Origin of the sequence: Bryobacter aggregatus MPL3 (genome assembly GCF_000702445.1) — a bacterium.
Lineage (GTDB): Bacteria > Acidobacteriota > Terriglobia > Bryobacterales > Bryobacteraceae > Bryobacter > Bryobacter aggregatus.
In genome coordinates this window covers 3320506-3343549 of sequence record NZ_JNIF01000003.1, presented here as the reverse complement: position 1 = coordinate 3343549, position 23044 = coordinate 3320506, and the positions used below count along the sequence as shown (strand labels likewise).

The window sequence follows — 23044 nt, the reverse complement described above, 5'->3', positions numbered from 1 at the left end:
AGAAGAGTGCAAGCTAGTGCGAGGTTTTATGTTGCCAGCAGAAACGCTTGCCTGCCTCCGCCATCCGGGTGCAGCGCTTGCCGTCTTTGGTGTGGCCGGCGCAGCGGAACTTCGCTGGTGCGGCCTGCGAGGTGACAAAGGAAGCTGCCGCTTGCGCGGACTCCACCTCTTCCACATCCTTCAATTGCTTCTCAAGAAGCTCCACCTGCTGCTGCAGTTCAAAGGACCTTATCTTGAGGTCTGCGATCTGCTTCCGCAGCGCGTCCTTCTGCTCTTTAACAGCAGGGGATGGCGGCGCAGGCGCCTTCGGGGGAAGAGTGACGCCGAAGGGTGGCTTGTCTTGCGCCAGCGCGCACACCAGAGCAATCAGCAGGCCCGCGAGTTTCATCAGTGTAGGAGTGCGCGCAAGCCACAAAAATTCTCAGCAAAGCAGCAACGGGCTAAGCCTTCCACTTGTAGTAGTAAAACGTGAGCGGAGTTTTGCCGGTGTTGCGGATGTCGTGCAACTGGTTCGCGGCGCAATACATCATCGTGCCGGGGCCGACCTTTTTATCTTTTCCTTTGACGCCGATGATTCCGGTGCCCTCGGTGATCAGCATGATCTCTTCTTCTTCGTGCTTATGCGGCGGATGCGGCGTGGCGCCGGGATTGAGCACAACACTGCCAGCAACCAGCAACTTCAACTGATCGGTGGAGCCTTCAAAGTACTTATTGTGCGTGCCAAAGCTTTCCTTTTCGACCTTCGCTTCACCGGCGTTCCAGGTGAAATCGGGAAGCTTCTTTCCCTCCGCACCCAGCAGCGCCATCGGAGCCAGCAGGCCCGGTAAAAAGTTCCGTCTTGAATCTTTGCTCATTTTGTTTTCCTCTTTGCCCAACAAATGTATCCCACTGTAAAATCTCTTCGGCGATCCAAGCCATCCATGCCGCCGAGCACCAGTGCCACAGGCACGACGAAGACCGCGAGCAGGGGCATCAACCACGATGGGGCGAACTGCAGCCCATTCATCAATCGCCGCGAGAGCAATCGGAAGAAGCCGCCGCCGGGCTCGATGCTCAGGATCTCCCATCCCTGCCTGTCGAGCAAGAGGGCGACGCCAAAGCGCGTGAAGCGCCAGTAGTCATGCGGGTGCTGATGCACCTCCCACTCGTGTGGAACGACAAGAAACAGACTGGCCCCAGGCCGGGCCACCCGCGACATTTCGGCGATGACAAGCGAGGGGTCGGTCACATGCTCCAGAGTCACCACACTGACTAAGGCGTCAAAGGACTGGTCGCGCAAAGGAAGTTGCAGCAGATCGGCAATGCAATCCAATCCTTCGTAATTCCAATCGACATCCCCAATGCCGAGATCGACCCCCACATATCGCTGCTGGCGAAAGTAGTTGCGGTACTGCCCCTCCCCTGCCCCGGCATCCAGTACCTTTGCCCCCGGAGCCAGACTCGCGGAGAAACGGGAGATCTCTGCCACAATCCGTTCTTCGAAATGAAAGACTTCGCGCCGCAGCCAACCCGGAACCAACTTCCGCAGCCCGTCATAGCTCATTTCTTTTTCCGGGCTTCCACTATCACGGTGCTGCCGACATGGCACAAGGCCTCCACGGCGGAGAACGGCAATGCGATCACCATGAGTCCCAGATGCACGAGATTCTTGAAGAGACGTTCGGCGGGAGTTTCGACAATCTTGCGGATGCGGCGGGCCATCGGGTCGAGGCCAGGAGCCAGCGAGATGGAGAAGCCTGCGGGATTGTCACGCAAGGAGAAGTGCTTGTAGCGGACCGGCTCGAAACCAGCTCCATCGAGGAGCACATTGATGTCGCTCAACCGGAAATTGTACAAGTGACGAGGCACGTCGATGCCATTCCAATTCTCGCCGAAGAGCAGAAACTGCCAGCTTGCCGCGTTTGGCACCTGGATGACCAGCCGCCCATCGGGCTTGAGCAGACGATGAGCCATCCGCAAATACTCAGCCGGTTCGTATAGGTGCTCGAGCACGTGGAACATGCTCAGCACCGAGACGCTTTCGTCACGCAGAGGAGCCTGTGACAGAGTTCCGCAGAAAGCGGGAACCCCGTTCTGCTTCCAGGCAATGGAGGCAGCGTCGAGCGAATAATCCAAGCCCAGCACCTGATGGCCGTTTTCCCGCAACATCCGCAGGAGCAACGCACCGCCACACCCCACATCCATGACCAGACCATTGCCACCGGCATCGCGAATCGCCCGCTCCAGAAAACGGGTGTGATCGAGAGAGACCAGGCGCCGGTAGAACTGCTCGAGCGCATTGATCTTGCTGCCCTCGTCGCTGTGCCAATAGTTGCTGGGATAGTAAGTGGAAAGTTCTTCGGGCTTCGGCTTCGGGTAGAGGCGAATGAGCCGGCAGCGCTGGCATTCTACAACGAGGAAACTTTTGTTGGTGGTGTGATACAGGCGATCGGTGGCATGAAAGAGCGTTCGCATTTCCGACGAGCCACAGGCGCCGCATGCATTCTCTTCCCGCGCATCGTGATGGGTATCAATCAAGGCTGCTGTTTCGTTCGAGATGGGGATAATCTTCTTTCAGGCGACATTCTTGCTGAGTTCGTCCAAAGTCAACAGATGCTGACGCATCAGCGCTACGACTTCTTTGTCGCTCAAGCGGCGCCGGGTTCGCCATGCCCGCCGTTTACGCCACATGGACGGGAGGCCACGGAGCGCGGCCCAGTCGGCAGCCAGCAGCGCCAATCCAAGCTCCATTTTCGCGCGAATTCCTCTTGCCTGTCCGGCCTCTCCTTTCCCAGTCAGCCCGGCCACCACTCCAGACAACACCCTCAGCCCGTAAAAGAAGGGATTCAAGAGCAAGAGCCAGAGGGGAAAATGCTTGACGGCCAGCCAAACTCGATTGCGCTCAATCAGCGCAATCCGTTTGGGATTCAGCTTGCCCATCGTGGCGCCGCGGTGGTGATGGACAACCGCCCAAGGCGCATAGCGGGCTCGCCACCCCGCACAGCGGGCTCGCATCCCGAGGTCTGCATCGTCAGCATAGGCAAAGAAGTCTTCGTCAAAGGCGCCGATCTCGTCCAACATCGACTTCCGGTACAGCGCCGCGCAACCATCGGGCCAGAGGATCTCGCGCTGTGTATCAAACTGTCCGCAATCCACCTGCCCACTCCCACGGCCCCGGTTCTGTCCATCCCAATAGATGCCATGCCCCACCTTGTCGATCACACCGGGGCGCCCCGCCACCAGGATTTTCGAGGCCACCATCCCCACCATCGGGGAGAAGCGCGTCTCCTCAAGCAGTTCGTAAAGCCATTGCGGCTCAGCGACGGCATCGTTGTTGAGTAAGGCGACAAACTCGGCGCGAGCCGCCTGAATTCCCTGATTATTGGCAGCGCAAAAACCAAGATTTTCGCGGTTGCGGATCAAGATCGCGTCGGGAAATTCCTGCTCCACCATCTCGGCGCTTCCATCGCTTGAGCCATTGTCGACCACGATCCACTCGCAGCTTACCCCCTCCTGTCTGGCGAGCGATTGAAGACAATCGCGTAACAGGCTCACGCGATTGAAGTTAACAACAATCACACTCACTGCGGGATGGAGACTTGTCCTCGACAAACTCATGTATTATAGCGGTAAGGAAGACACCGCAAAGCACATGCAAAGCTTGGGCGTGAAGCTGCGCTTAGAACGGGAGCGGCAGAAGATCGGCATTCAGAAGATTGCCGAGGATACTCGAATCGCCCAGCGATACCTGGAAGCGATCGAGGCGGACGACTTGGCGTCCTTACCTGGAGAGTTCTTCTACCGCGCGTTCGTGCGCCAATATTCGAAGTACATCGGCTGGGATCCGGATGAGACGGAGAAGATGATTTCGCTGGTGAGTTCCGTCCCCAGTTTTGAGGCTGCCGCACCTATTGCCGCCTCCTCATCGACCTCATTGTCTGTCGCACGGGATCCACAGATCAGTGCATTGCGCGAATCGCTGAAGGACAAACCGATGCGGGATGCGCAGGAGCCCGGATTATCCAAAGCCTGGATCGCGTTTGCCACTGTGATTATTGTGGCCTGCGGAGGATACTTCGCCTGGAGAAATTTCCCGGCAGCAACAGGCACGGCGACAGTAGCGGCGAGTGCGGCTCCCGTTGCCGAGCAGCCCGCGCCTAAGACTGCTGCGCCGCCCGTGGTGCAGACAGCGCAGACGGAAGCTCCCAAGCCCCCAGAACCAGTGCCCCAGGCCCCCCAGCAGCCTGTGACGGCCAAACCGGCGGAAGGACAATTCAACCTGACCCTGCGCGCGAAGGAGACTACCTGGATTCGCATCACTTCCGATGGAGCCAAGACCTTTGGCGGCACCCTCGACGCAGGCCAGGAACGCTCGATCAATGCCCGCATGGCTGAGATCATCATCGGGAATGCCGGCACTCTGGACGTCATCTACAACGGCCAGTTGCTGCATATCGGAAACAAAGGCGAAGTGAAGACGCTGCTGATCAATAGCGAAGGTTGGAAGTTCAAGCCGAAGGCGCCGCCAGCAGAACCGTCTTCAACCACCGGTAACGGTTCCCCGGGTGCTTCTGCGCCGGGTTCGTTCTAAGAGCAGCAATTCACGCCGTCTCCGGCGTTTTGTGCTGATATCGATCTGCCGCCAGAACTGGCGCGCATAGTCGATGGCCGAGACGATCGTGAAGATGACCGCAGCCCACATGGCCAGGATCCCCGCATTGTGGAATTCCGGGGAGCGAAGGCCCGCCATCGCAAGACCCACGCCAGCAACCTGCAGCACCATCTTCGACTTTCCAAGATCGCTTGCCGGGATCAGATATCCCTCGCTGAGCGCAATGCTGCGCAAGCCACTGATCGCAAAGTCGCGGCCAATGATCAGAATCACCATCCAGGCAGGAACCGCTTTCACCTCCACCAACGCGATGAGCGAGGCAGAAATGAGTAGCTTATCCGCGATAGGATCAAGCAACATGCCAAGGGTGGTGATCTGACGCCACTTGCGTGCCAGATAGCCATCGAGCATATCGGTGAGGGCCGCCACGAGAAAGATCGCCAGCGCCAGCATCTCATTCCCCATCTCAAAGCTGAGGCCGGGTAAGTCGACGACATAGACACGGCGCTCCTGGACCAGGGCAGCAACCACCAGTGGCACAAAGAAGATCCGGGCCAGCGTTAATAGGTTAGGCAGATTCAAGCGGGAAAACTGCCCTCAGGATATCAATTCGAATTGGACCAGGCGGCCGCGCACGCTCGCTGGAACTTCCACTTCAAACTCAACCCACTCGTCAACCTCCTGCTTGGAGAGAACCTTGGTACGTTCATGCACGAGATGGAGAGGGCCACCTTCGCTGGCTGGGATGCGCAAACGCATCCACTCGACAGGGTCCATCTGCATCTCGCGATCCATCGCGGCAAGCAGCTTTTCGATTCCAGAACCATCCCAGGCACTTACGGCGATCACCTCGGCGTTGGCGTCCTGCAACACGCGGCGCCCTTGCGCCACTTGCTCAGAAGCATCCTTCACCAGATCGGCTTTGTTCAACACCAAGATCTGCCGTGTGCCTTCAGCACCAATCTCTTTCAGCACATGATGCACGTGCTCCACATAAGAAGTGGCGTGCGGACTCGAAGCATCAACGACATGCAGCAGTAACTTTGCTTCCACCACTTCTTCGAGTGTCGCGCGGAAGGATTCCACCAGCGTGGTGGGCAGGCGGCGGATGAAGCCGACGGTGTCGCTCAACAGGATCTTCCGTTTGGAAGGCAGAACAATGTGGCGAACCGTTGGGTCGAGGGTGGCAAACATTTTCGCGTCCGCCAGCACAGCAGCGTTCGTCAGGCGATTGAAGAGAGTGCTCTTGCCTGCGTTCGTGTAGCCCACCAGGGCCACGGTCTCAAGCGGCACGCTCTGGCGCTGCTTGCGTTGGATGCCGCGCCCGCTACGGACCTTCGAGAGATCCTGCTTGATGTTCTTGATGCGCCCGTTGATCTTGCGGCGATCGCTTTCGAGCTGCGTCTCACCTGGACCGCGGGTTCCGATCCCGCCGCCCTGCCGGGTCATCATGACACCACGGCCCGCAAGGCGCGGCATCAGGTAATTGAGCTGCGCCAGCTCCACCTGTAACTTGCCTTCGCGCGTCCGGGCGCGCGCCGCAAAGAGGTCGAGAATTAACTGAGTGCGATCTACTACTTTTCGCCCCAGTTCGCGCTCTAGATTTCTTTGTTGGGTAGGTGTCAGTTCGCCGTCGAAAATGACAGTGTGAGCATTCACACCTTCGGCAAAAGCCAGAAGCTCGGCCACCTTACCGGCGCCAATCAAAGTGGTGCGGTCGGCCTGCTCCCGTGTTTGTGTGAGCCGGCCTGCCACCTGTGCCCCTGCGCTCTCGGCAAGTGCATGCAGCTCATTCAACGATTCCTCAACGGAGAGTTCCGTCAGAGGATTCGAAGAATCTTTCTGCTTGCGCAAGTGAGCGCCGGCAAGAATTACAATCTCGCTCAATTAGTTTCCGTTTGATTCCACCGGAATGGGCGGGGGACTGCTCACATTGGTGTTGGAATGAGGCACAGAATGCCCAGTCTTAGACACCACTACTGTCGAAATCGCATGCTTGAAAATCAATTGTTCCTGGTTGTTCGCCTCAAGCACCACAGAGTATTTGTCAAAGCTTTTGATCCGGCCTGAGAGCTTCACCCCGCTCATCAGGTAAATCGTCAAGTAAGTCTTATCTTTGCGGGCGTTATTGAGGAAAGCCTCTTGTATATTTTGCTGTTGTGCCAGCTTTTCCATCTCGTCGCCTCTATCTTTTTTTTCGCTGTTCAACGTTTCAGCCAATAAGGACGATTGTACAACAGCATACCCTCCAAGCTGCCCGGCTAAACTGGACTTGGCATGGCTCCAGACACCCCATTGGCACTTCGGATTGCACGCGTCAGCGTGGTTGCCGGGCTCTGTCTTGCCACCCTCAAGATCAGCGTCGGGTATTGGGCAAATTCGCTCGCCGTGATTGCGGACGGCATTGAGAGTGCCGGGGATGTGGTCGCGTCGGTGATCCTCTGGCTGGGACTCCGATTCTCCGCAGAACCCGCCGACGAGAATCACCCCTATGGCCATGGGCGGGTGGAGATTCTGGCAGGGCAAGCGATCGGAGCCTTTCTCATTACCAGCGGCGCCATTCTCGGCTGGCAAACGATTCTGCATCTGCAGCAACCGCAATCGATCCCCCGTCCGTTGGCGCTCGTAACCGTCTTTTTCTCGATTGGAGTGAAGCTGTTTTTAGCCCGCTGGAAAATGCGGGCGGCGCGGCGCTTTCTTTCCGCTGCGCTCGAGGCCGACGCGGCGAACGACTGGCTGGACGTGTTGTCGGGTGTGGTCGCCATTTGCGCCGTCGCGCTGAACTATTGGCAGCCCCAACGCTTCCCGCATGCCGATTCGGTAGGGAGCATTCTCATCGCCGCGCTGGTCATCGTGCTCGGCTTTAAGGTGCTGCGCGATTCGAGCTGGGAATTGCTCGATACGATGCCATCCGCCGAAGTGCTGGCCGAGATCCGCGCCTGCGCCCTCAGCGTCCCCGGCGCTCTGGGCATCGAGAAGTGCCGGGCCCGCAAGACGGGTTTGCAGTACCACGTCGACCTGCATCTGGAGGTGCAGCCGGACATCACCGTGGACAGCGCACACACGATCAGCGGCAAAGTCCGCAGCGCAATTCGGCAGTCGATTCCCTGGGTGGCCGACGTCCTGATTCACATTGAACCCGCTCCAGAGCAGAATAAAAACTAATGGACAACATCCACATCGCCAAGCTCCTTGATGAGACCGCCGACCTGATGGAGATCGCCGCAGAAGATGGCTTCCGGATCCGGAGTTATCGCAATGCCGCAAAGGCGATTGAAGGGTATCCCGATTCCGTCCTCGCGATTCTGGCGGACACAACACGCAAGGTAACCGACATTCCTGGCATTGGAAAAGGCATCGCCGCGGTGCTCGCCGAGATCGCAGCCCGAGGCAGCTTTGAACGCCGCGACGAAATGCTGGAGAAGTACCCGCCGACTTCCCTCGAATTGCTGAAAATTCAGGGGCTCGGGCCGAAGAGTATTGCCGTGCTGATCGAGCAGTTCCGGGTGTCGACCATCGACGATCTCGAACGCATTTGCCGTGAACAAAAGCTGCGTGATCTTCCCCGCATGGGAGCAAAACTCGAGGAGAAGATTCTCAAGTCGATTGCGCAGTACCGGCGCAGCGCCGGGCGCTTCCTCATCGACTTCGCCACGGAGACGGCAAATGAAGTGAAGGATCTCTTTGCGAGTATTCCCGGCATTACCAGCATCAGCCCAGCGGGCAGTGTACGGCGGGGCAAGGAAACCATCGGCGACGTCGACATCCTGGTAGCAGGCGAGAATGCACTCGAGTCGCTGGAAGTGTTTGCCAGATGGGGCAAGGTGGATGAGCTGCTGGCGAAGGGCGAAAACAAGGCCTCGGCACGAGTCGGAGTGGAAGGCATCCAGGTGGACGTGCGGGCGCTGCCCGAGTCGAGCTTCGGCGCGGCGATGCAGTACTTCACCGGCTCCAAGGAGCACAACGTTAACCTCAGAACGAGAGCGATTCGCTTGGGCTACACGCTCAATGAGTATTCCCTGTCGAGAGAGAGCAATGGAGAGGTGATTGCGAGCGCAACGGAAGCGGAGATCTACCAGGCGCTGGGGCTCGCCTACATTCCACCGGAATTGCGAGAGAACACAGGCGAGATCGAGGCGGCCGAAAAGAACACGTTACCTGTATTGCTCGAAGTGCATGACATCCGTGGCGACCTGCATATGCACACGCGCGAGTCTGACGGACGCGGCACGCTCGAGGAGATGGCCCAGGCAGCCAAGGCCTACGGGCACGAGTACATCGTCATCACAGACCACTCGAAGGCCCTGGCGATGGCAAACGGACTCGATGAGAAGCGAGCGATCGATTTTGCGCGGATGGTGCGCGGCATTGAGATTGAAGAGTTCGGACTCAAGGTATTTTCAGGTCTGGAGTGCGACATCTTGAAAAACGGCAAGATGGACCTCGAGAACGAGGCGCTCGCCGCACTCGACTTCGTCGTCGCCAGTGTTCATAGCCACATGAATCTCGATGAACAGGCGATGACAGACCGGCTGCTGGCGGCGCTCGAGAACCCCTACATCCATACAATTGGCCACCCGACCGGGCGCGTGCTGCTGCATCGCGATGCCTATCACTATGCCTTTGAGAAGGTGGCGGCCAAGGCGGCCGAGAAGGGCGTTTACCTCGAAATCAACGCCAGCCCGGAGCGCCTCGATCTGCATGCAGCGCTGATCCGTGCGGCGAAATCGCGCGGCTGCCGCTTCACCATCTCAACCGATGCGCATCACGTCCGGAGCTTCCAGAACATGAAGTATGGCGTACAGATGGCGCGCCGGGGTTGGCTGGAGAAAGCAGACGTCATCAATACGCAAGCCCGGGCCGACTTTGAGAAGACTATTCGCCAAGCCCGGGCGGCCAGGCTAGCCTAGGATCAACGCTAGAGGCCGCCACCTCCGAGCGCTTTGACAGGGGGCCGCACTTTGAGATTCGACCATCTGGTTTCAATCTCCTGGCGGATCGTCTTGACCATCATCACCCGGACGTCGAAACGAACCCGCTGCCACTCTTCATACCAGAGGCCAGCATCCCATTTCTTGCGGCTCATCTCGTAGTTGGTGCCCTTTTCCACCTTGCCGAGCATGCCAAATCCGATGTTGATCGTATCGAAGACAAAGACCTCAAGCCGGGTGACTTCATTGTCCAGATCGTCGATCCAAACCTTGCCGTTGATCTTTTCAAAAGCTCTTGCCCGTGCATGCTTGGCCTTGTAACCCGCCTTCGGGGTGAAGGCATAGATGTCGGTTTTGCGGCCTTTGTGTTGCTCCGTGCCCACACACTGGAAATCGAGAGCATCCGGCATCTCCGTCAACCATGCGGCTTCTTCCATCTTCGACTCGGGTGGATTCTTACGATATTCCGCCACCAGCTTGCGGAGCCGTTCTTCCTGTTTCTGGACTTCCTCCGGTGGCAGAGGCTTGTCGTCTTTGCTCAAGAGCCGCACGACAACTTGTTCTTCCCACGGGTCCCGGCGCGTTACATTCACCGTGCTCGATTTCACTTCGCCATTCGGGCCCAGCTCTCTCTTTTCCAAACGGCGAACGTAGAGAAGATCGGCCTTGGTTTTCTCGCGATGCAACAGCTTGGTCAGCGACACGCGAATGCGTTCGCGGTTGCTTTCCAGCTCATCCTCTCCCCAGAGGCAGCTAACGCAGATCAACCAAATGAGTCGTCGCATGTTCTTCCTCTATCGGGCATCCTAAATATATGAAATTAGTCTCTTCAGAAGAGAAATATCACTGTAGCCTCTTCAATGTGACAGAAGACGTTGCCAAGGACCCAGACGGTTTCGAAATCAAACGGGCAATTGTGCACCATCCCGGTTCTGCAGTCATCCTCGTGGTCGACGGGAAGAAGCGGGTTCTACTAGTACGTCAGTTTCGTCTCCCCGCAGGCAAAAGCCTTTGGGAACTCCCTGCGGGTAAGATTGATGCCGGAGAGAACGCGTTACAGGCGGCCAAACGCGAGTTGATGGAGGAGACGGGGTATAAAGCGAAATCGTGGACAAAGCTCGCGTCCTATTACGCGAGCCCCGGGTTTCTAGCCGAGAAGATGAATCTCTATCTGGCCACCGATCTCAAGGCCGGCGTCGCCACTCCGATGGAGGATGAGCGGATCGAAGCCAAATGGTTCAGCTCGAAGGAAATGGATGAGCTCATCCGCACACTCAAGATTGAGGATGGCAAGACGCTCATCGGGTATCTGGCCTGGAAGCGTTTTCACGCAACCAAGCGCTAAGCAAGCGGATTGCGGCGCCGCGATGGCTCACTTCCGACTTTCGTTCCTTCGGGATCTCGGCAAAAGTCTGACCAAAGGGCGGGTAGAGAAAGTACGGATCATAGCCGAATCCACCTTCCCCGCGAGGGGCGTCGAGGATTTCGCCTTCGACAGTGCCCCGGAAAGTCCCCAGCACCGTAGTGCCGTGCACCAGCGCAATGACACAGACGTAGCGGGCCGTCCGTAGGGGTTGCCCGGCCATCTCGCGGACCAACTTCTGGTTGTTCGCCTCATCATCGCCCGCCCAACGTGCCGAATGGACGCCGGGAGCGCCACCCAGCACATCGATTTCAAGACCGGAATCTTCGGCGATCAGCCAGCCATCGACGTGAGCGCCGTAGTACAGCGCCTTCTCGATCGCATTCGCCTCAAAGGTGTCGCCGGTCTCAGGGGCTAGCGGCAGGGCCTTCAGACCGGGCATCATTTCGACATCGATGCCAGTGAACTCCCGGATCTTGCCCGGGTTAGAGGTGGCGAGATAGAGCTTCATGCTGCAATCCGATCAGTTCCGAAATTCCGTTGCGGGCAAGAGTGATCAAGTCGGCAAGTTGCGGGTCGTCAAAAGGAATCTGCTCGGCAGTGGCCTGCAGTTCGATGAACTTGCCTGACCCGGTCATCACCAGGTTCATGTCGACGTCGGCGGCGGAATCCTCTTCGTAACACAGATCGAGAACCGGCACGCCTTTGACAATGCCGACGCTGGTGGCGGCTACCGCATCGCGGATGGGCTGCTTCTTCAAGACGCCTGCCTTCAGCAGCTTGCCGACGGCAATGGACATCGCGACATAGGCGCCAGTAATTGCCGCGGTGCGCGTACCCCCGTCAGCCTGCAGAACGTCACAATCGAGTGTCAACGTTCTTTCGCCGAGAGCACTCATGTCCATGACAGCGCGCAGCGAACGGCCGATGAGGCGCTGGATTTCGAGGGTGCGGCCCGATTGGCGGCCCTTCACAACCTCGCGGGCAGTACGGCTGATGGTGGCCCGTGGCAGCATGGAATATTCGGCGGTAACCCAGCCACTGCCCTTGCCGCGCAGGAAACCGGGGACACCGTCCTCAAGAGTCGCCGCACACAACACCCGCGTATGCCCTACTTCAATGACCACCGAACCTTCCGCCGTCAGCAGATAGTCGGTTGTCAGCTTCACCGGCCGCAATTGAGCGGCCTGCCGTCCGTCGAGGCGCGTCACTTCTTCACTCCCGTGAGGGTTGCATAGAACAGGAGCGACATGAGTCCAACTGCGATCAATAAGATGAAAAGACAGGGGATCGCCCTGACGAACGACTTCGGAGTGATCTTCTCCGGCTCCGCTTTTTTCAATCCGCCACGCGACGGCTTCAACTTTGCCATACAATCTCGATGCTATCCCATGCTTTATCTGATCCCCCTTCTGGCCCTACTTTTCTTTTCCTGCGGTACACAGACACCGGTGCTTGAAATCCCTAAAAGCGTCGCCGGCGGCTGGACGCTAACTACGTCCGAGGAGACCGCAGCCCCCGAATGGATGCAGCGCCTTGGGTTGAAGCAGGCCCGCCGGGCTCGCTATGCTGGGCCTATCGACGTCGAGGCAGACATTTTTGAACTGCGCAGCGATGCGGCCGCTCTCGAATGCACCCAATTGTGGAAGCGTGCCCCGGGCGATTCGCCCTCGATGAAGCGAAATCTCTTTATCGTCGTGCGCAGCCCGCATCCGCAACGGGAACTGGTGATGGACTTCAGCCGTGCCTTGGAAAACTCCCTCTAGCGCGCTGCCGCGCATCCAGGAATTCGCGATCTACGTGCTCATTGCGGGCACGCTTTCGCTGGTCTCGATGACGGACGGCCTCCCCTGGCCCACGCTCGCGCTTTGCATCCTGGTGGCGCTAGCGCGCCTGGCAGGCTTTACGCTGTCCACCAACGGAGGCTGTGCGCTGCTGGTAGCCGTCGCGGCAGGCGCGCCGGTCTACTGGTTCTTTTTCCGCTCTTTTGCCGCCCTGAATGTCAAAGACTTTCTACTCGCCATCCTGATGGTCTTTCTGCTCAGCGCGCAGACCGGCCGTGACTTTGCGGCGGTCTCCAGCTATTGCATCTGGATCATGATGGCGTCGCTGTTTCCCTCAAGCGGCCCGCAACAGTGGTTTATCCTCGCCGGGCTCTTTGCCTGGTTTCTCTTGGTGCAATCGCTCAATGAGCTCCGGCGCAACCGGGAGGCGAATCCGGAATGGCTCGGCCTCGACGGTTGGGCCCTGATGCGCCCACTGGCGAGTTTTGGCGTTTTGATGATCATCGGAATCTCGGTATTCTCGATTGCTTTATACCTGCTGCTGCCGCGCAATCCGATCGCCGCCTTCCAGTTCGATTTCCAACCCTTCCGCCGTCTGGTCGGATTCTCCGGTTCGGTGCGGCTCGGGGAAATCGGCAAGCTGCAAGATGACCGCACGCCAGCCTTTCGCGTGCGCTTTTTACAGGGCACCGTGCCTGCAGTGCTTCGCTGGCGCGGGGTGGCGCTCGGCGACTTCAATGGCACCACCTGGTCGAACGCCTCGGAGCAGTGGAGCGAATCCCCGCAGTACGGCAAAACAACCATCGCAAGCGATGAGCAGCGGCGGCGTCCGGGCGAGCGCCTCTTTTTTGAAGTGCAAACGCTGGCCGCCATGGACCGTGTCCTGTTCAGCGCCGGTGTCCCCGAGTATGTTTATTTGCCGGAAGGCCGTTTGCGCACCAATGGCGAATCGACGCTCCGGCAGATCTCACTCGAGTCCAAACTGCCCGCCTATTCGCTTTCCGGTTGGATGAGCCCCGAGCGCCACGCGACATCCTCCGATCTGATTGCCACGCTCAGCCCGGAACGCCGGACCCGCTATACCAAGCTCCCTGTGGTCCATCCGAAGATCCGCGAGTTAGCGCAGCTCTCCGTCGGTGGAAAGCAATCTCCGTATCAGGCCGCGGTGCAGATCGAGAACTACCTGCGAAACAGCTTTGGCTATACGCTCGAATCGGGAATCGGGAGCACCGATCCGCTCTATGACTTTCTATTCAACACCCGGGCCGGACATTGTGAATACTTTGCCAGCGCGATGGCCGTGATGCTGCGCACGCTACACATTCCGGCGCGGGTGGTGACTGGTTTCTATTCCCGATTGCCCGATCCGATTGGCCCCTGGTACGTCATTCGAAGCTCGAGCGCCCATAGCTGGGTGGAGGTCTGGATCGACGGCAAGGGCTGGGTGGTATTCGATCCCACCCCGGTAGGCAGCAATGAGCCGCGCATCTCAGCGACGCTGCAGTGGCTGCTGAAGATGCAGGATCGCTTTGTGGTGATGAGCGAGGAATGGATGGGCGGAGCCGCCGGATTGAAACGCCCGACGCTCCCGCAATTCCAGGCGGATTGGCGTTGGGCGTTGTTGGCCCTGCTCCCCCTGCTGTGGTTCCTGAAGCCAGCGAAAGGCAGCCCCACGAATGAGGCAACGGTGCTCTATCGCCGCTACCTCAACGCCGCCAAGGCGAAGCAAGCCCCCGGCCAGACGGCGCGCGAAGTGGGCCGTAACGAAATTGTCGAGCTCTACGAGCGGGCCCGTTTCGCCCAAGACCCGCAGGCGCTATCGAGGCTCAAGCGGCTTGTAGCGGAGTTCGTCGAGAAGCGCGTGTAGCGCGTCGACAATCGCCTCGGGACTTGCGCCCGTGGTGTTGCCCGCCCGCAGAATTCCTGTGGGAGAGAACGAAGCACCCGGTTCCCGCTGGATGTACTCCATCAGCTTTTGCGGATCGATCTTCGCCTTCTCGTGGAACTTGATCTGGAAGATGCCCTGACGCCGCTCCACACTCTCGACACCCACCTGCTGCGCGAGATTCTTTGCCTGGCCGAAGTCGACCAGCAGCCGCACATCGGGCGGCACCGGACCGTAGCGATCGGCAAACTCGGCCACCAACTCGTTGGCCACCTCGCGGCTCTTCGCATCGGCAATCTTCTTGTAAGCCCGCAGGCGCTGGTTGTCTTCGGGAATGTAGCTCGTGGGGATCCGGATCTCGAAGCCAAGGTTCAGCGTCGAATGGATCTCGAGCGGCACCTCGATGCCCTTCATCTCCTGCACCGCCTCTTCGAGCATGCGGATGTACATGTCGAAGCCAACCGCGTTGATGTGACCGCTTTGCTCGCCGCCCAGCAGGCTGCCTGCTCCACGCAGTTCGAGATCGAGCGCGGCAATCTTAAAGCCGGCGCCCAGATCGGAGAACTCCTTCAAGGCCGCCAGACGCTTGCGCGCCACCTCGGTCAACTCCGTATCGGTCGGAACCAGCAAGTACGCATAGGCGCGGCGATTCGAGCGCCCGACGCGGCCGCGCAACTGGTATAGCTCGCTGAGGCCATAGTTTTGCGCGTTCTCGATGATGATCGTATTGGCCAGTGGAATGTCCAGACCGTTCTCGACAATCGTGGTGCAGACGAAAACATCGAACTCGTGCTTCATGAAGCCCAGCAGTACGCGCTCCAACTCTTCATCCACCATCTGGCCATGGCCGACACCGACACGCACGCCGGGAACCAGTTCCTGGATTGAGAAGGCGCGCTCGTAGATCGATTCGACACGGTTGTGCACAAAGTAAACCATGCCACCGCGGGCGATCTCCTGTTCGATCGCAGTCTTGATCACCTGTTGGTCGAACTTCGCAACCACGGTGTGCACCGCCAGACGGTCCTTGGGCGGCGTCTCGATCACGCTCAGATCGCGGATGCCCACCAGCGACATGTGCAGCGTGCGCGGAATCGGCGTGGCCGACAGCGTCAGCACGTCGACATTCTTCTTCAGTTGCTTGAGGCGCTCCTTGTGGGCGACCCCAAAGCGCTGTTCTTCATCGACAATCAGCAAGCCAAGATCGGGGAAGCGAATGTCTTTGGACAGGATGCGATGGGTGCCGATAAGGATGTCCACCTTGCCGTTGTCCATGTCTTCGATGACTTGCTTGGATTCCTTCGGGTTGCGGAAACGACTGAGGTGTTCAATGCGCACCGGGAAGGAAGCAAAGCGGCGCTTGAAGCTTTCAAAATGCTGGAAGGCAAGTACTGTCGTGGGCGCAAGCACAGCCACTTGTTTGCCGTCGCCAAGTGCTTTGAAGGCCGCACGCATCGCGACTTCCGTCTTGCCAAAGCCGACGTCGCCCACCACCAGACGGTCCATTGCGGTTTCGCTTTCCATGTCGCGCTTGATGTCACGCACAGCGGCCACCTGGTCCTTGGTGGCGTTGTACTCGAAGGAGTCTTCAAACTCACGCTGCCAGTTGGAATCGGGAGAGAAGGCAAAGCCTTCTGCCATGCGCCGCTGGGCGTAGAGCTTCAGCAGCTCGTCGGCCATGTCGCGCATCTTTGCCTTGACGCGGGACTTCGTCTTTTGCCAGGTGACACCGCCCAGCCTGTCGAGCGGAGCCTTTGTTTCGCCCCCGCCGCTGCGATACTTCGAGATCAGATCGAGGCGGGTGACCGGCACATACAGCTTGCTCTCGCCCGAGTATTCGAGCAGCAGGAATTCGCCATTACCTTCGCCCTGGTTGATGACCTTGATGCCAAGGAACTTGCCGACGCCGTGCGTCTGGTGGACAACAAAATCGCCCACCTTCAGGTCTGCAATGTCGGCGGCAAAGGCCCCCATCGAGGTGACCGGCCCGCGCTGGTTGGAGCGGGCAACGGTATCGGAAGATTCAAAGAGATCATCGCTGCCAAACAGAGCGAGCTTCGGGTCGCGGAACACCGCACCACGCGTGAGCCGCCCCTTGATCAGATAGATGTGCGAAGCCGCGCCCACATAGACGCGATCGGCGAGGTACTGCGGCATCGCCTCATCCGGCGGCAACAGCACCTGATACGGCACCTTGTACTCGCTGAAGACATCGGCAAAGCGTTCCACTTCCCCAAGCGATTTGGCGAAGAAGACGACTTCAAAACCGCTCTGCACGAGCGTGCGAGACTCTTCCACCGCCAGCCGGATATTGCCCCGGAACGTGATGCCAGGGCGCGAGCCCAACTCAAAGGAATGGTTGCCCACCTCAAGCGCCAACTCGCGTAGCTCAATCTCGCGCATGAGGTTCGCGCCATGTGAGGCCAGTTCGCCAAAGTGGAAGTAATGTTCGTCCGGGTCCACCTCGCCCGCCCCGTCGTCGAGGCGCTTCCAGAAGCGCTCCGCCGAGGCGCGCACCTGCTCGGGCTCATCCCATAGGAGCAGACCGTTGCCCACCAGATTCAGCAGGCTAAATTCGCGAGGGCCATCCGTATCGGTACGGGTTTCGATGAGCGGCAGAATGCGCACTTCGGGCACACGCGCGACGCTGCGCTGCGTATCGACATCAAAGCGGCGGATGGTCTCGATCGCATCGCCAAAGAATTCGAGGCGTACCGGCTTTTCGGCCTCGGCCGGAAAGATGTCGACAATGCCACCACGGATGGAAAACTCGCCGACCATCGAAACCGGCTCGCTCTGTTCGTAGCCGATGTTGCGCAGATGCAGTGAGAGGTCGTCGAGAGAGACCTCTTCGTTTTCCTTCAGTGTGAGGACCAGTTGCCGGTAGAAGCTGGGCGCGGCCACGCGCAACATCGCACTCGCTACCGGCGCGAGCGTGATCGGCGCGCGATTCGTCGACAGCTTCCAAAGGCCGATCGCCCGCTGTTCGAGAATCTCCGAGTGCGGGGTCAGCTTCTGGTGCGGCAAGACATCGAGAGCCGGAATGATCTGCGCGCGGGCGTTGCCGTCATTCGGCAGCAGGATGGTGAGAAAGGTATTCACTGCCTCAAGCAGCGTTTCGGCCTCACGATTGCCATCCGTCAGCACCAACATGTTCTTGCCGGTGCGATGCCAAAGGAGCGCAATTGCCAGCCCCTTGGCCGCCAGCGTCAGGCCGCCCAGCGAGAGGGTGTGCGCATCCTCACCTTCGAGCCGGGCCAGCAGATCGCGGAAGTCCGGCTTGGCGGCAATGCTCTGCAGAAGATCGGCGATCACTGCTTGCGATCCAGAATCTGCTGCACCAGATTGGTGGTGGAAAAGCCCGGTTCGAGCGGGACGGCCACCACCTGACCTCCAGCCGCTTCCACCTCTTCCCTACCCGCAATGAAATGGCTCCAGTCAGCGCCTTTGACCAGGAAGTCCGGCAGGACGGCGGCAATCAGCTCGCGCGGGGTGTCCTCATCGAAAAAGGTAACGGCGTCCACCGCATCGAGAGTAGCGGCCAGGGCGGCGCGTTCGTCCTGGGACAGGATGGGACGCGAGGGCCCCTTGATGCGCTGCACGCTGGCGTCGGTATTCAGAGCCAGAATCAGGATGTCACCGAGCGAACGCGCCGCCTCCAGCAAGCGAATGTGTCCCGGATGCAGGATGTCATAGCAACCGTTTGTAAACACGACGCGCTTACCATCCGCGCGCCACTGCGCGCGCTGGGCGACAAGATCCGTGCGGGAATAGAGTTGGGACATAGGTAGGTACACTCTTAGGATATGAAAGCCTTGTGGTGGTTCGGGCTGAGCACCCTCGCCGCCTGGTCGCAGACGCGCGACACACGCATCGCCGAACTCACCGATCGGATGCGAAAGCAACTGGTGGAATGCCGCCGGGACCTGCACATGCACCCGGAATTGTCGAATCAGGAAGTCCGTACCGGCAAGATGATTGCCGACCGCCTGCGCGCCATCGGCTACACCGAAGTGCAGACAGGAATCGCGGGCCACGGCGTGGTGGCGGTGCTCAAGGGCGGCAAGCCCGGTCCGGTGGTGGCTTGGCGCGCCGACATGGACGCGCTGCCCATCGACGAGAGCGCGATGAATCTTCCCTACAAGAGCACGGTCAAGGGCGTGAAACATGCTTGCGGCCACGACGCGCATGTTGCCATCGGATTGGGCATGGCTGAAGTACTGATGAAGATGCGCGAGGAAGTGCCGGGCACGATCAAGTTCATCTTCCAGCCCGCCGAGGAGAAAGCTCCGAATGTACCGGTGTGGGGCGCAAAGATGATGATCCAGGAAGGGGTGATGAAGAACCCGGCGCCCGAAGCGATTTTTGCCTTCCACATGGCGTCGCATCTGCAGGTGGGGGACATTGCCTGGACGGACAACGCGGCCAGTGCGGCTTCTGACGAGATTCGCATCGCCATCACGGGCAAACGCTCGCACGGAGCCTATCCGTACCAAGGCATCGATTCGATTGCCGTGGCCAGCCAGTGCATCGTCGCGCTGCAGAGCATCCATAGCCGCAGGATCAACACTCGTGACCCGAGCGTGCTGACCATCGGCACCATCGACGGCGGCGAGCGCCGCAACATCATCGCTGAGACGGTCAACTTAACTGGCACGGTGCGCACCTATAGCGACAAGTCGCAGCAGCAATACCAGGACTTTATCAAGCAGACCCTCGAAGGCTGTACCTCCGCCATGGGAGCCACTTACAAGCTCGATTACCGCAAGGGCTACATGTCGATGCAGAACAACCCCGAACTCGCCCGTCGCGTTCTCCCCGCCATCCAGCGCGTGGTTGGAGCCGCGCATGTGAAGCAGCAGGAACCAGGCATGGGCGGCGAGGACTTCAGCGAGTTCCAGCGCATTGTCCCCGGCGTCATGTTCAATCTGGGCTCCAGTAACTTGGCCAAAGGCATCACCGCGGGCAACCACACCGCGGAATTCGACATTGACGAAGACTCACTGCCGATTGGCGTCAAGGCCGGCGTCGGCCTTCTGTTTGCATACCTCGACAAGGCAGCGAAGTAATGAAATCTCTTCTCTTTCTCCTGGCGAGCTCTCTTGCCGCGCAGTCCCTCGACACAATCGTCGCGAAAGAAGTAGCGGCGATCGAGCAGAAACTGGTGGACACCCGCCGGGAACTCCACATGCACCCCGAACTCTCGAATCAGGAAATCAGAACAGGCAAGTTCATTGCTGACCGCCTGCGGGAATTAAAGGTAGACGAGATCCGTACGGATGTTGCCGGGCATGGCGTGGTCGCCGTGATCCGAGGCAAGAAGCCCGGCCCGGTGGTGGCCTGGCGCACCGATATCGACGCGCTACCCATTGATGAATCAAAGTTCGATGTCCCCTATAAGAGCCGGAACGCGGGCGTCAAGCATGCCTGCGGCCACGACGGCGTGATCACCGTTGCGCTCGGCTTGGCCGAGGTGCTGGTGAAGCTGCGCGATCAACTCCCCGGCACGGTGAAAATCATCTTTCAGCCCGCTGAGGAAGGCGTCTCAAACGTTGCTTCTTTTGGCGCGCAACTGATGATTGAGCAGGGCGCGCTGGAGAATCCGAAGCCCTCGGCGATCTTCGCCTACCATGCCTCTCCGCTGCTCGATGCAGGCAAAGTGGGCTACACGGTGGGGCCTTTTCTGGCCAGTGTCGATTCCGTCGACATCACCATCAAGGGACAAAAAGCCCATGGCGCCTCGCCGCAGTTGGGCACCGATGCGGTGGTGACGGCGGCGCAATGCATCAACATGCTGCAGACCATCCACAGCCGGCGGATCAATACGGTGGAGCCGAGCGTGCTGACGATTGGCACCATCCACGGCGGCGACCGCGGCAACATCATCGCCGACACCGTCAAGATGGAAGGCACGCTGCGCACCTTCAACGAGCAGACTCGCGAGGCCTACCGCAGCTATGTCAAACAGACCCTGCAAGGCTGCACCAGCATCATGGGCGCAACGGCCGACTATTCCTGGCAAACGCCCGCTTATCCGGTGACGACCAACCCTGAGGATCTCACCAAGGCGACACTGCCCAGCCTGGAGCGTGTGCTGGGAAAATCGAATGTGCTGCAGGTGGCGCCGCAGATGGGCGCGGAAGATTTCAGCCTCTTCCAGAAACAGATTCCAGGCGTAATGATGTGGTTGGGGATTCGGAACGAAGCAAGAGGGATCGTCAGCGGTCTTCACACAGCCGACTTCGATATCGATGAAGCCGCACTGCCGGTTGGCGTAAAGACCGCCGCCGCGATTCTGGTGGATTACTTAAGCCGAAAGTAGCAAGCTACTTTGCCTGCTTGGCGATGACAAGATCCTTGATCTTCGCGTAAGTTGCGTCGGGCACCACTTTCTTCGTGACCAGTTCGTCCTTGCGGGCAAAAGGCCGGCCCTTGGTGATGGCCTCGGCATACTTCGGGCCAATCCCAGGCAGAGCCTCAAGCTGCGCCTTCGAAGCCGTGTTGAGGTCAAGCAGTTCCGTTGCCTTCGGCGCCATTTTATCGGCGGCCTTGGAAGCCATCTTCTTTGCGTCCTGGGCAAAGATCATCGCCGCGGCAAGGGCGGCAATCGTCAGTGTGCGAGCAATCAAGCGCATGCGCCGATTGTACGCGAAGCCATCGCCGGGATGAAGAAAGATTGCGGAGTTTTCATCTGCCTTACTTTGCGCCATGCGATATGGTGAAGGCATGATCAAGCGAGTTTTACTCCCCGTCGACTTCTCGCCTCGCGATAAGGCCGCAGCGCATTATATCGAGCAGCTGCACCGCAAGATCCCATTTGAGACGATCATGTTGCACGTAGTCCCGCCCCCGGACTACGAATCCGCTGTTCTTGAAGCAGGAGGTCAGATTATCGATGAAATTGCCTCCACCCGCCTCCGGCTCGGCAGAGAAAAACTGAACACGACAGCCCTCGAAGAACTTGACGACCTTCCCGTCGAACGAGTGATTCTCGAAGGCTTTCCGAGCGAACGAATCGTTTCTTATGCCGCGGAGCGCCAGGTGGATTGGATCGTTCTGCCCACCCACGGCTACGGACCCTTCCGCCGCTTCCTTCTGGGCAGCGTGACCTCGAAGGTGTTGAACGAATCGCTCTGCCCTGTGTTCACAGGCGCGCATATGGAGAAACCCAAGCTGGAGGACATTCCATTCGATACGGTGGCAGCCGCAGTGGATCTGAGCAGCAGTTCGCCCCGTGTCATCGCACAGGCCCAGGAACTGGCCACCGCGCTGCGCGCCAAACTCGTTGTGATTCACGCCGTCACGGGCCTGACGAGCCATGTCGGCGGCAGCTTTGAAGCCGCGCACGAGCTGCACTTTGAGGCAGCCATCCAACAACGCTTGAACGAACTCACGCGCGATCTGCCCGGTGTAGAGACCATGGTCGAAACAGGCGATCCCGGCAAGACCGTCGCCTCGCTGGCCCGTCGCGCCAAAGCGGACGTCGTCGTCATTGGCCGCAGCACTTCTTCGGGGTTCGCCGCGCTCCGCACACAGACTCTCGCAATCATTCGGGAGAGCGGAGTTCCGATCCTCAGCGTCTAGCGCATCGAAACCAGCAAAACACCCGCCAGCACCAGCCCAGTGCCCGAAAGCTGGGTGGCGCTGACGGGTTCGTTTAGAAAAAGATAGCCAAGCCAGATCGTAAACACCGGCCCGATCGACGCCACGATGGAAACGCGATTCGCACCGAGACGTTTGATCCCTTCCGAGGTGAAGTAGATCGGAAGAATCGTGGAAAAGATCGCCAGCGCCAACGCGAGCCAGTAGATCGGCGTGGGTTGGATCAGATCGCCAAGCGGGTGCGTCAACGAAAAGTGCGCGACGATGAAGCCCGCCGCCACCGAGACCACAATCCCGGTGAGGCGTACGGTTCCGATGCGATGGATCACCTGGCTACTGCCGATCAGGTAGAGCGCATAAGTGATCGAAGACAAAAATACCAGCCCCGCGCCTTTCCAGACCGCGTCGGGCTGCGGGCTCGAAGCGATATCGTGGGAGAAGACTAGGCCGATCCCCAGCCACGAGAGCAATAGAGCCCCATACTCTTTGAGCCCGATTTTCTTTTTGTAGATCAGCGCATTGAAGAGCAGGACGAGCCCGGGATAGGTGAAGAGAATCAGGCGTTCCAGAGCGGCGGTCACGAATTGGAGCCCCCAGAAATCGAAGAAGCTCGCCAGGTAATAGCCAGTGAAGCCGAGCCAGACAAGCATCCACTTATCGCGCCTCGAGAGCGAATCGCCCCCACCATGCCAAGCCATCAATAAAAAGGCTGGAACCGACAGCAGCACCCGCAATGCCAGGATGGTGGTCGAATCAATGGGCGCAATGCGATAGGCGAGTTTGATCAGAATTGCTTTGGCGGCAAAGCCCAGTGCCCCGAGTGCCGCAAACAACGAACCCAACCATAATCTTCTTTGTCCATCCTCATCCCCCAACGCGATTGTCATA

At 59.1% G+C, this 23044-nt stretch carries 25 protein-coding genes; 9 read left to right on the top strand and 16 right to left on the bottom strand.

The window, feature by feature from the left end; all coding sequences use genetic code 11:
* Positions 1 to 13: 13 nt before the first annotated feature.
* From M017_RS0115545 to M017_RS0115525, 5 genes are all read right to left on the bottom strand, one after another.
* On the bottom strand, positions 14 to 388 hold the full coding sequence (locus tag M017_RS0115545; protein ID WP_031499050.1) for a hypothetical protein: 375 nt from the start codon (positions 386 to 388) through the stop codon (positions 14 to 16).
* A 52-nt stretch (positions 389 to 440) separates the two neighbouring features.
* Positions 441 to 854 carry a cupin domain-containing protein gene (locus tag M017_RS27790; RefSeq protein WP_051670172.1) on the bottom strand — a complete coding sequence of 138 codons (414 nt, stop codon included), beginning with the start codon at positions 852 to 854 and terminating at the stop codon, positions 441 to 443.
* On the bottom strand, positions 851 to 1543 hold the full coding sequence (locus M017_RS27785; RefSeq protein WP_051670170.1) for a class I SAM-dependent methyltransferase: 693 nt from the start codon (positions 1541 to 1543) through the stop codon (positions 851 to 853). Before M017_RS27785 ends, M017_RS27790 begins: the two co-directional genes overlap by 4 nt.
* Entirely contained in the window at positions 1540 to 2454 is a 915-nt protein-coding gene (locus M017_RS0115530) for a class I SAM-dependent methyltransferase (protein ID WP_162179942.1), read from the bottom strand. The genes M017_RS27785 and M017_RS0115530 overlap by 4 nt, the downstream gene beginning before the upstream one ends.
* Before the next feature lie 99 nt (positions 2455 to 2553).
* Positions 2554 to 3597 carry a glycosyltransferase family 2 protein gene (locus M017_RS0115525; protein ID WP_035957832.1) on the bottom strand — a complete coding sequence of 348 codons (1044 nt, stop codon included), beginning with the start codon at positions 3595 to 3597 and terminating at the stop codon, positions 2554 to 2556.
* On the opposite strand from M017_RS0115525, the gene M017_RS0115520 reads away from it, so the two are divergent.
* On the top strand, positions 3539 to 4570 hold the full coding sequence (locus tag M017_RS0115520; protein ID WP_238325915.1) for a helix-turn-helix domain-containing protein: 1032 nt from the start codon (positions 3539 to 3541) through the stop codon (positions 4568 to 4570). The two genes, M017_RS0115525 and M017_RS0115520, sit on opposite strands and share 59 nt — an antisense overlap.
* Here the strand turns inward: M017_RS0115520 and pgsA are convergent.
* From pgsA to hfq, 3 genes are read right to left on the bottom strand one after another with little or no spacing between them, the layout of a single operon-like run.
* Positions 4520 to 5173: a CDP-diacylglycerol--glycerol-3-phosphate 3-phosphatidyltransferase gene (gene pgsA / locus M017_RS0115515; RefSeq protein ID WP_035957831.1), complete on the bottom strand. Its 654-nt coding sequence runs from the start codon at positions 5171 to 5173 to the stop codon at positions 4520 to 4522. The genes M017_RS0115520 and pgsA overlap by 51 nt on opposite strands.
* 15 nt (positions 5174 to 5188) lie before the next feature.
* Positions 5189 to 6478: a GTPase HflX gene (gene hflX, locus M017_RS0115510; RefSeq protein ID WP_051670168.1), complete on the bottom strand. Its 1290-nt coding sequence runs from the start codon at positions 6476 to 6478 to the stop codon at positions 5189 to 5191.
* Positions 6479 to 6766, bottom strand: a complete 288-nt coding sequence (gene hfq / locus M017_RS0115505) for an RNA chaperone Hfq (RefSeq protein WP_051670619.1) — start codon at positions 6764 to 6766, stop codon at positions 6479 to 6481.
* A gap of 102 nt (positions 6767 to 6868) precedes the next feature.
* Between hfq and M017_RS0115500 the strand changes: the two genes are divergently transcribed.
* On the top strand, positions 6869 to 7756 hold the full coding sequence (locus tag M017_RS0115500; protein WP_031499041.1) for a cation diffusion facilitator family transporter: 888 nt from the start codon (positions 6869 to 6871) through the stop codon (positions 7754 to 7756).
* Positions 7756 to 9501: a DNA polymerase/3'-5' exonuclease PolX gene (polX, locus tag M017_RS0115495; protein ID WP_031499040.1), complete on the top strand. Its 1746-nt coding sequence runs from the start codon at positions 7756 to 7758 to the stop codon at positions 9499 to 9501. The genes M017_RS0115500 and polX overlap by 1 nt, the downstream gene beginning before the upstream one ends.
* Positions 9502 to 9509: 8 nt before the next feature.
* Here the strand turns inward: polX and M017_RS0115490 are convergent, their stop codons facing one another.
* Positions 9510 to 10307, bottom strand: a complete 798-nt coding sequence (locus M017_RS0115490; RefSeq protein WP_031499039.1) for a hypothetical protein — start codon at positions 10305 to 10307, stop codon at positions 9510 to 9512.
* 29 nt (positions 10308 to 10336) lie between these two features.
* Between M017_RS0115490 and M017_RS0115485 the strand changes: the two genes are divergently transcribed.
* Entirely contained in the window at positions 10337 to 10867 is a 531-nt protein-coding gene (locus tag M017_RS0115485) for an NUDIX hydrolase (RefSeq protein WP_035957830.1), read from the top strand.
* On the opposite strand, the gene rdgB is transcribed toward M017_RS0115485, so the two are convergent.
* Genes rdgB through M017_RS29365 form a run of 3 tightly spaced genes read right to left on the bottom strand, consistent with a single transcriptional unit; the run spans position 10821 to position 12257 of the window.
* On the bottom strand, positions 10821 to 11396 hold the full coding sequence (gene rdgB, locus M017_RS29375; RefSeq protein ID WP_031499037.1) for an RdgB/HAM1 family non-canonical purine NTP pyrophosphatase: 576 nt from the start codon (positions 11394 to 11396) through the stop codon (positions 10821 to 10823). The genes M017_RS0115485 and rdgB overlap by 47 nt on opposite strands.
* Complete coding sequence (gene rph, locus M017_RS29370) at positions 11371 to 12096, bottom strand: ribonuclease PH (RefSeq protein WP_031499036.1); 726 nt, start codon at positions 12094 to 12096, stop codon at positions 11371 to 11373. The genes rdgB and rph overlap by 26 nt, the downstream gene beginning before the upstream one ends.
* Positions 12093 to 12257: a hypothetical protein gene (locus M017_RS29365; protein ID WP_155121434.1), complete on the bottom strand. Its 165-nt coding sequence runs from the start codon at positions 12255 to 12257 to the stop codon at positions 12093 to 12095. The genes rph and M017_RS29365 overlap by 4 nt, the downstream gene beginning before the upstream one ends.
* A 79-nt stretch (positions 12258 to 12336) precedes the next feature.
* Here M017_RS29365 and M017_RS0115465 point away from each other — a divergent pair, with 79 nt between their 5' ends.
* Positions 12337 to 12651 (top strand): hypothetical protein, encoded by a 315-nt coding sequence (locus M017_RS0115465; RefSeq protein ID WP_155121433.1) that lies wholly within the window; start codon positions 12337 to 12339, stop codon positions 12649 to 12651.
* Complete coding sequence (locus M017_RS0115460) at positions 12629 to 14536, top strand: transglutaminase TgpA family protein (protein ID WP_031499034.1); 1908 nt, start codon at positions 12629 to 12631, stop codon at positions 14534 to 14536. Before M017_RS0115465 ends, M017_RS0115460 begins: the two co-directional genes overlap by 23 nt.
* Here M017_RS0115460 and mfd read toward each other — a convergent pair.
* Positions 14486 to 17869: a transcription-repair coupling factor gene (gene mfd / locus M017_RS0115455; RefSeq protein WP_238325913.1), complete on the bottom strand. Its 3384-nt coding sequence runs from the start codon at positions 17867 to 17869 to the stop codon at positions 14486 to 14488. The two genes, M017_RS0115460 and mfd, sit on opposite strands and share 51 nt — an antisense overlap.
* Positions 17866 to 18339 carry a D-glycero-beta-D-manno-heptose 1-phosphate adenylyltransferase gene (rfaE2, locus tag M017_RS0115450; protein ID WP_031499032.1) on the bottom strand — a complete coding sequence of 158 codons (474 nt, stop codon included), beginning with the start codon at positions 18337 to 18339 and terminating at the stop codon, positions 17866 to 17868. The genes mfd and rfaE2 overlap by 4 nt, the downstream gene beginning before the upstream one ends.
* Positions 18340 to 18360: 21 nt before the next feature.
* On the opposite strand from rfaE2, the gene M017_RS0115445 reads away from it, so the two are divergent.
* A complete protein-coding gene (locus M017_RS0115445) occupies positions 18361 to 19623 on the top strand; it encodes a M20 metallopeptidase family protein (RefSeq protein WP_051670164.1) in 1263 nt (420 codons plus the stop codon).
* The gene (locus tag M017_RS0115440; RefSeq protein WP_031499030.1) at positions 19623 to 20876 is read left to right on the top strand and encodes a M20 metallopeptidase family protein; all 1254 of its coding nucleotides are present in this window, start codon (positions 19623 to 19625) and stop codon (positions 20874 to 20876) included. Before M017_RS0115445 ends, M017_RS0115440 begins: the two co-directional genes overlap by 1 nt.
* Positions 20877 to 20880: 4 nt before the next feature.
* Here the strand turns inward: M017_RS0115440 and M017_RS0115435 are convergent, their stop codons facing one another.
* Positions 20881 to 21189, bottom strand: coding sequence for a ComEA family DNA-binding protein (locus M017_RS0115435; protein ID WP_031499029.1), 309 nt, complete (start codon positions 21187 to 21189; stop codon positions 20881 to 20883).
* Between the two features lie 91 nt (positions 21190 to 21280).
* Here M017_RS0115435 and M017_RS0115430 point away from each other — a divergent pair, with 91 nt between their 5' ends.
* The gene (locus tag M017_RS0115430; protein WP_162179941.1) at positions 21281 to 22138 is read left to right on the top strand and encodes a universal stress protein; all 858 of its coding nucleotides are present in this window, start codon (positions 21281 to 21283) and stop codon (positions 22136 to 22138) included.
* On the opposite strand, the gene M017_RS0115425 is transcribed toward M017_RS0115430, so the two are convergent.
* On the bottom strand, positions 22135 to 23043 hold the full coding sequence (locus tag M017_RS0115425; protein WP_051670162.1) for a DMT family transporter: 909 nt from the start codon (positions 23041 to 23043) through the stop codon (positions 22135 to 22137). The two genes, M017_RS0115430 and M017_RS0115425, sit on opposite strands and share 4 nt — an antisense overlap.
* Position 23044 lies beyond the last annotated feature (1 nt).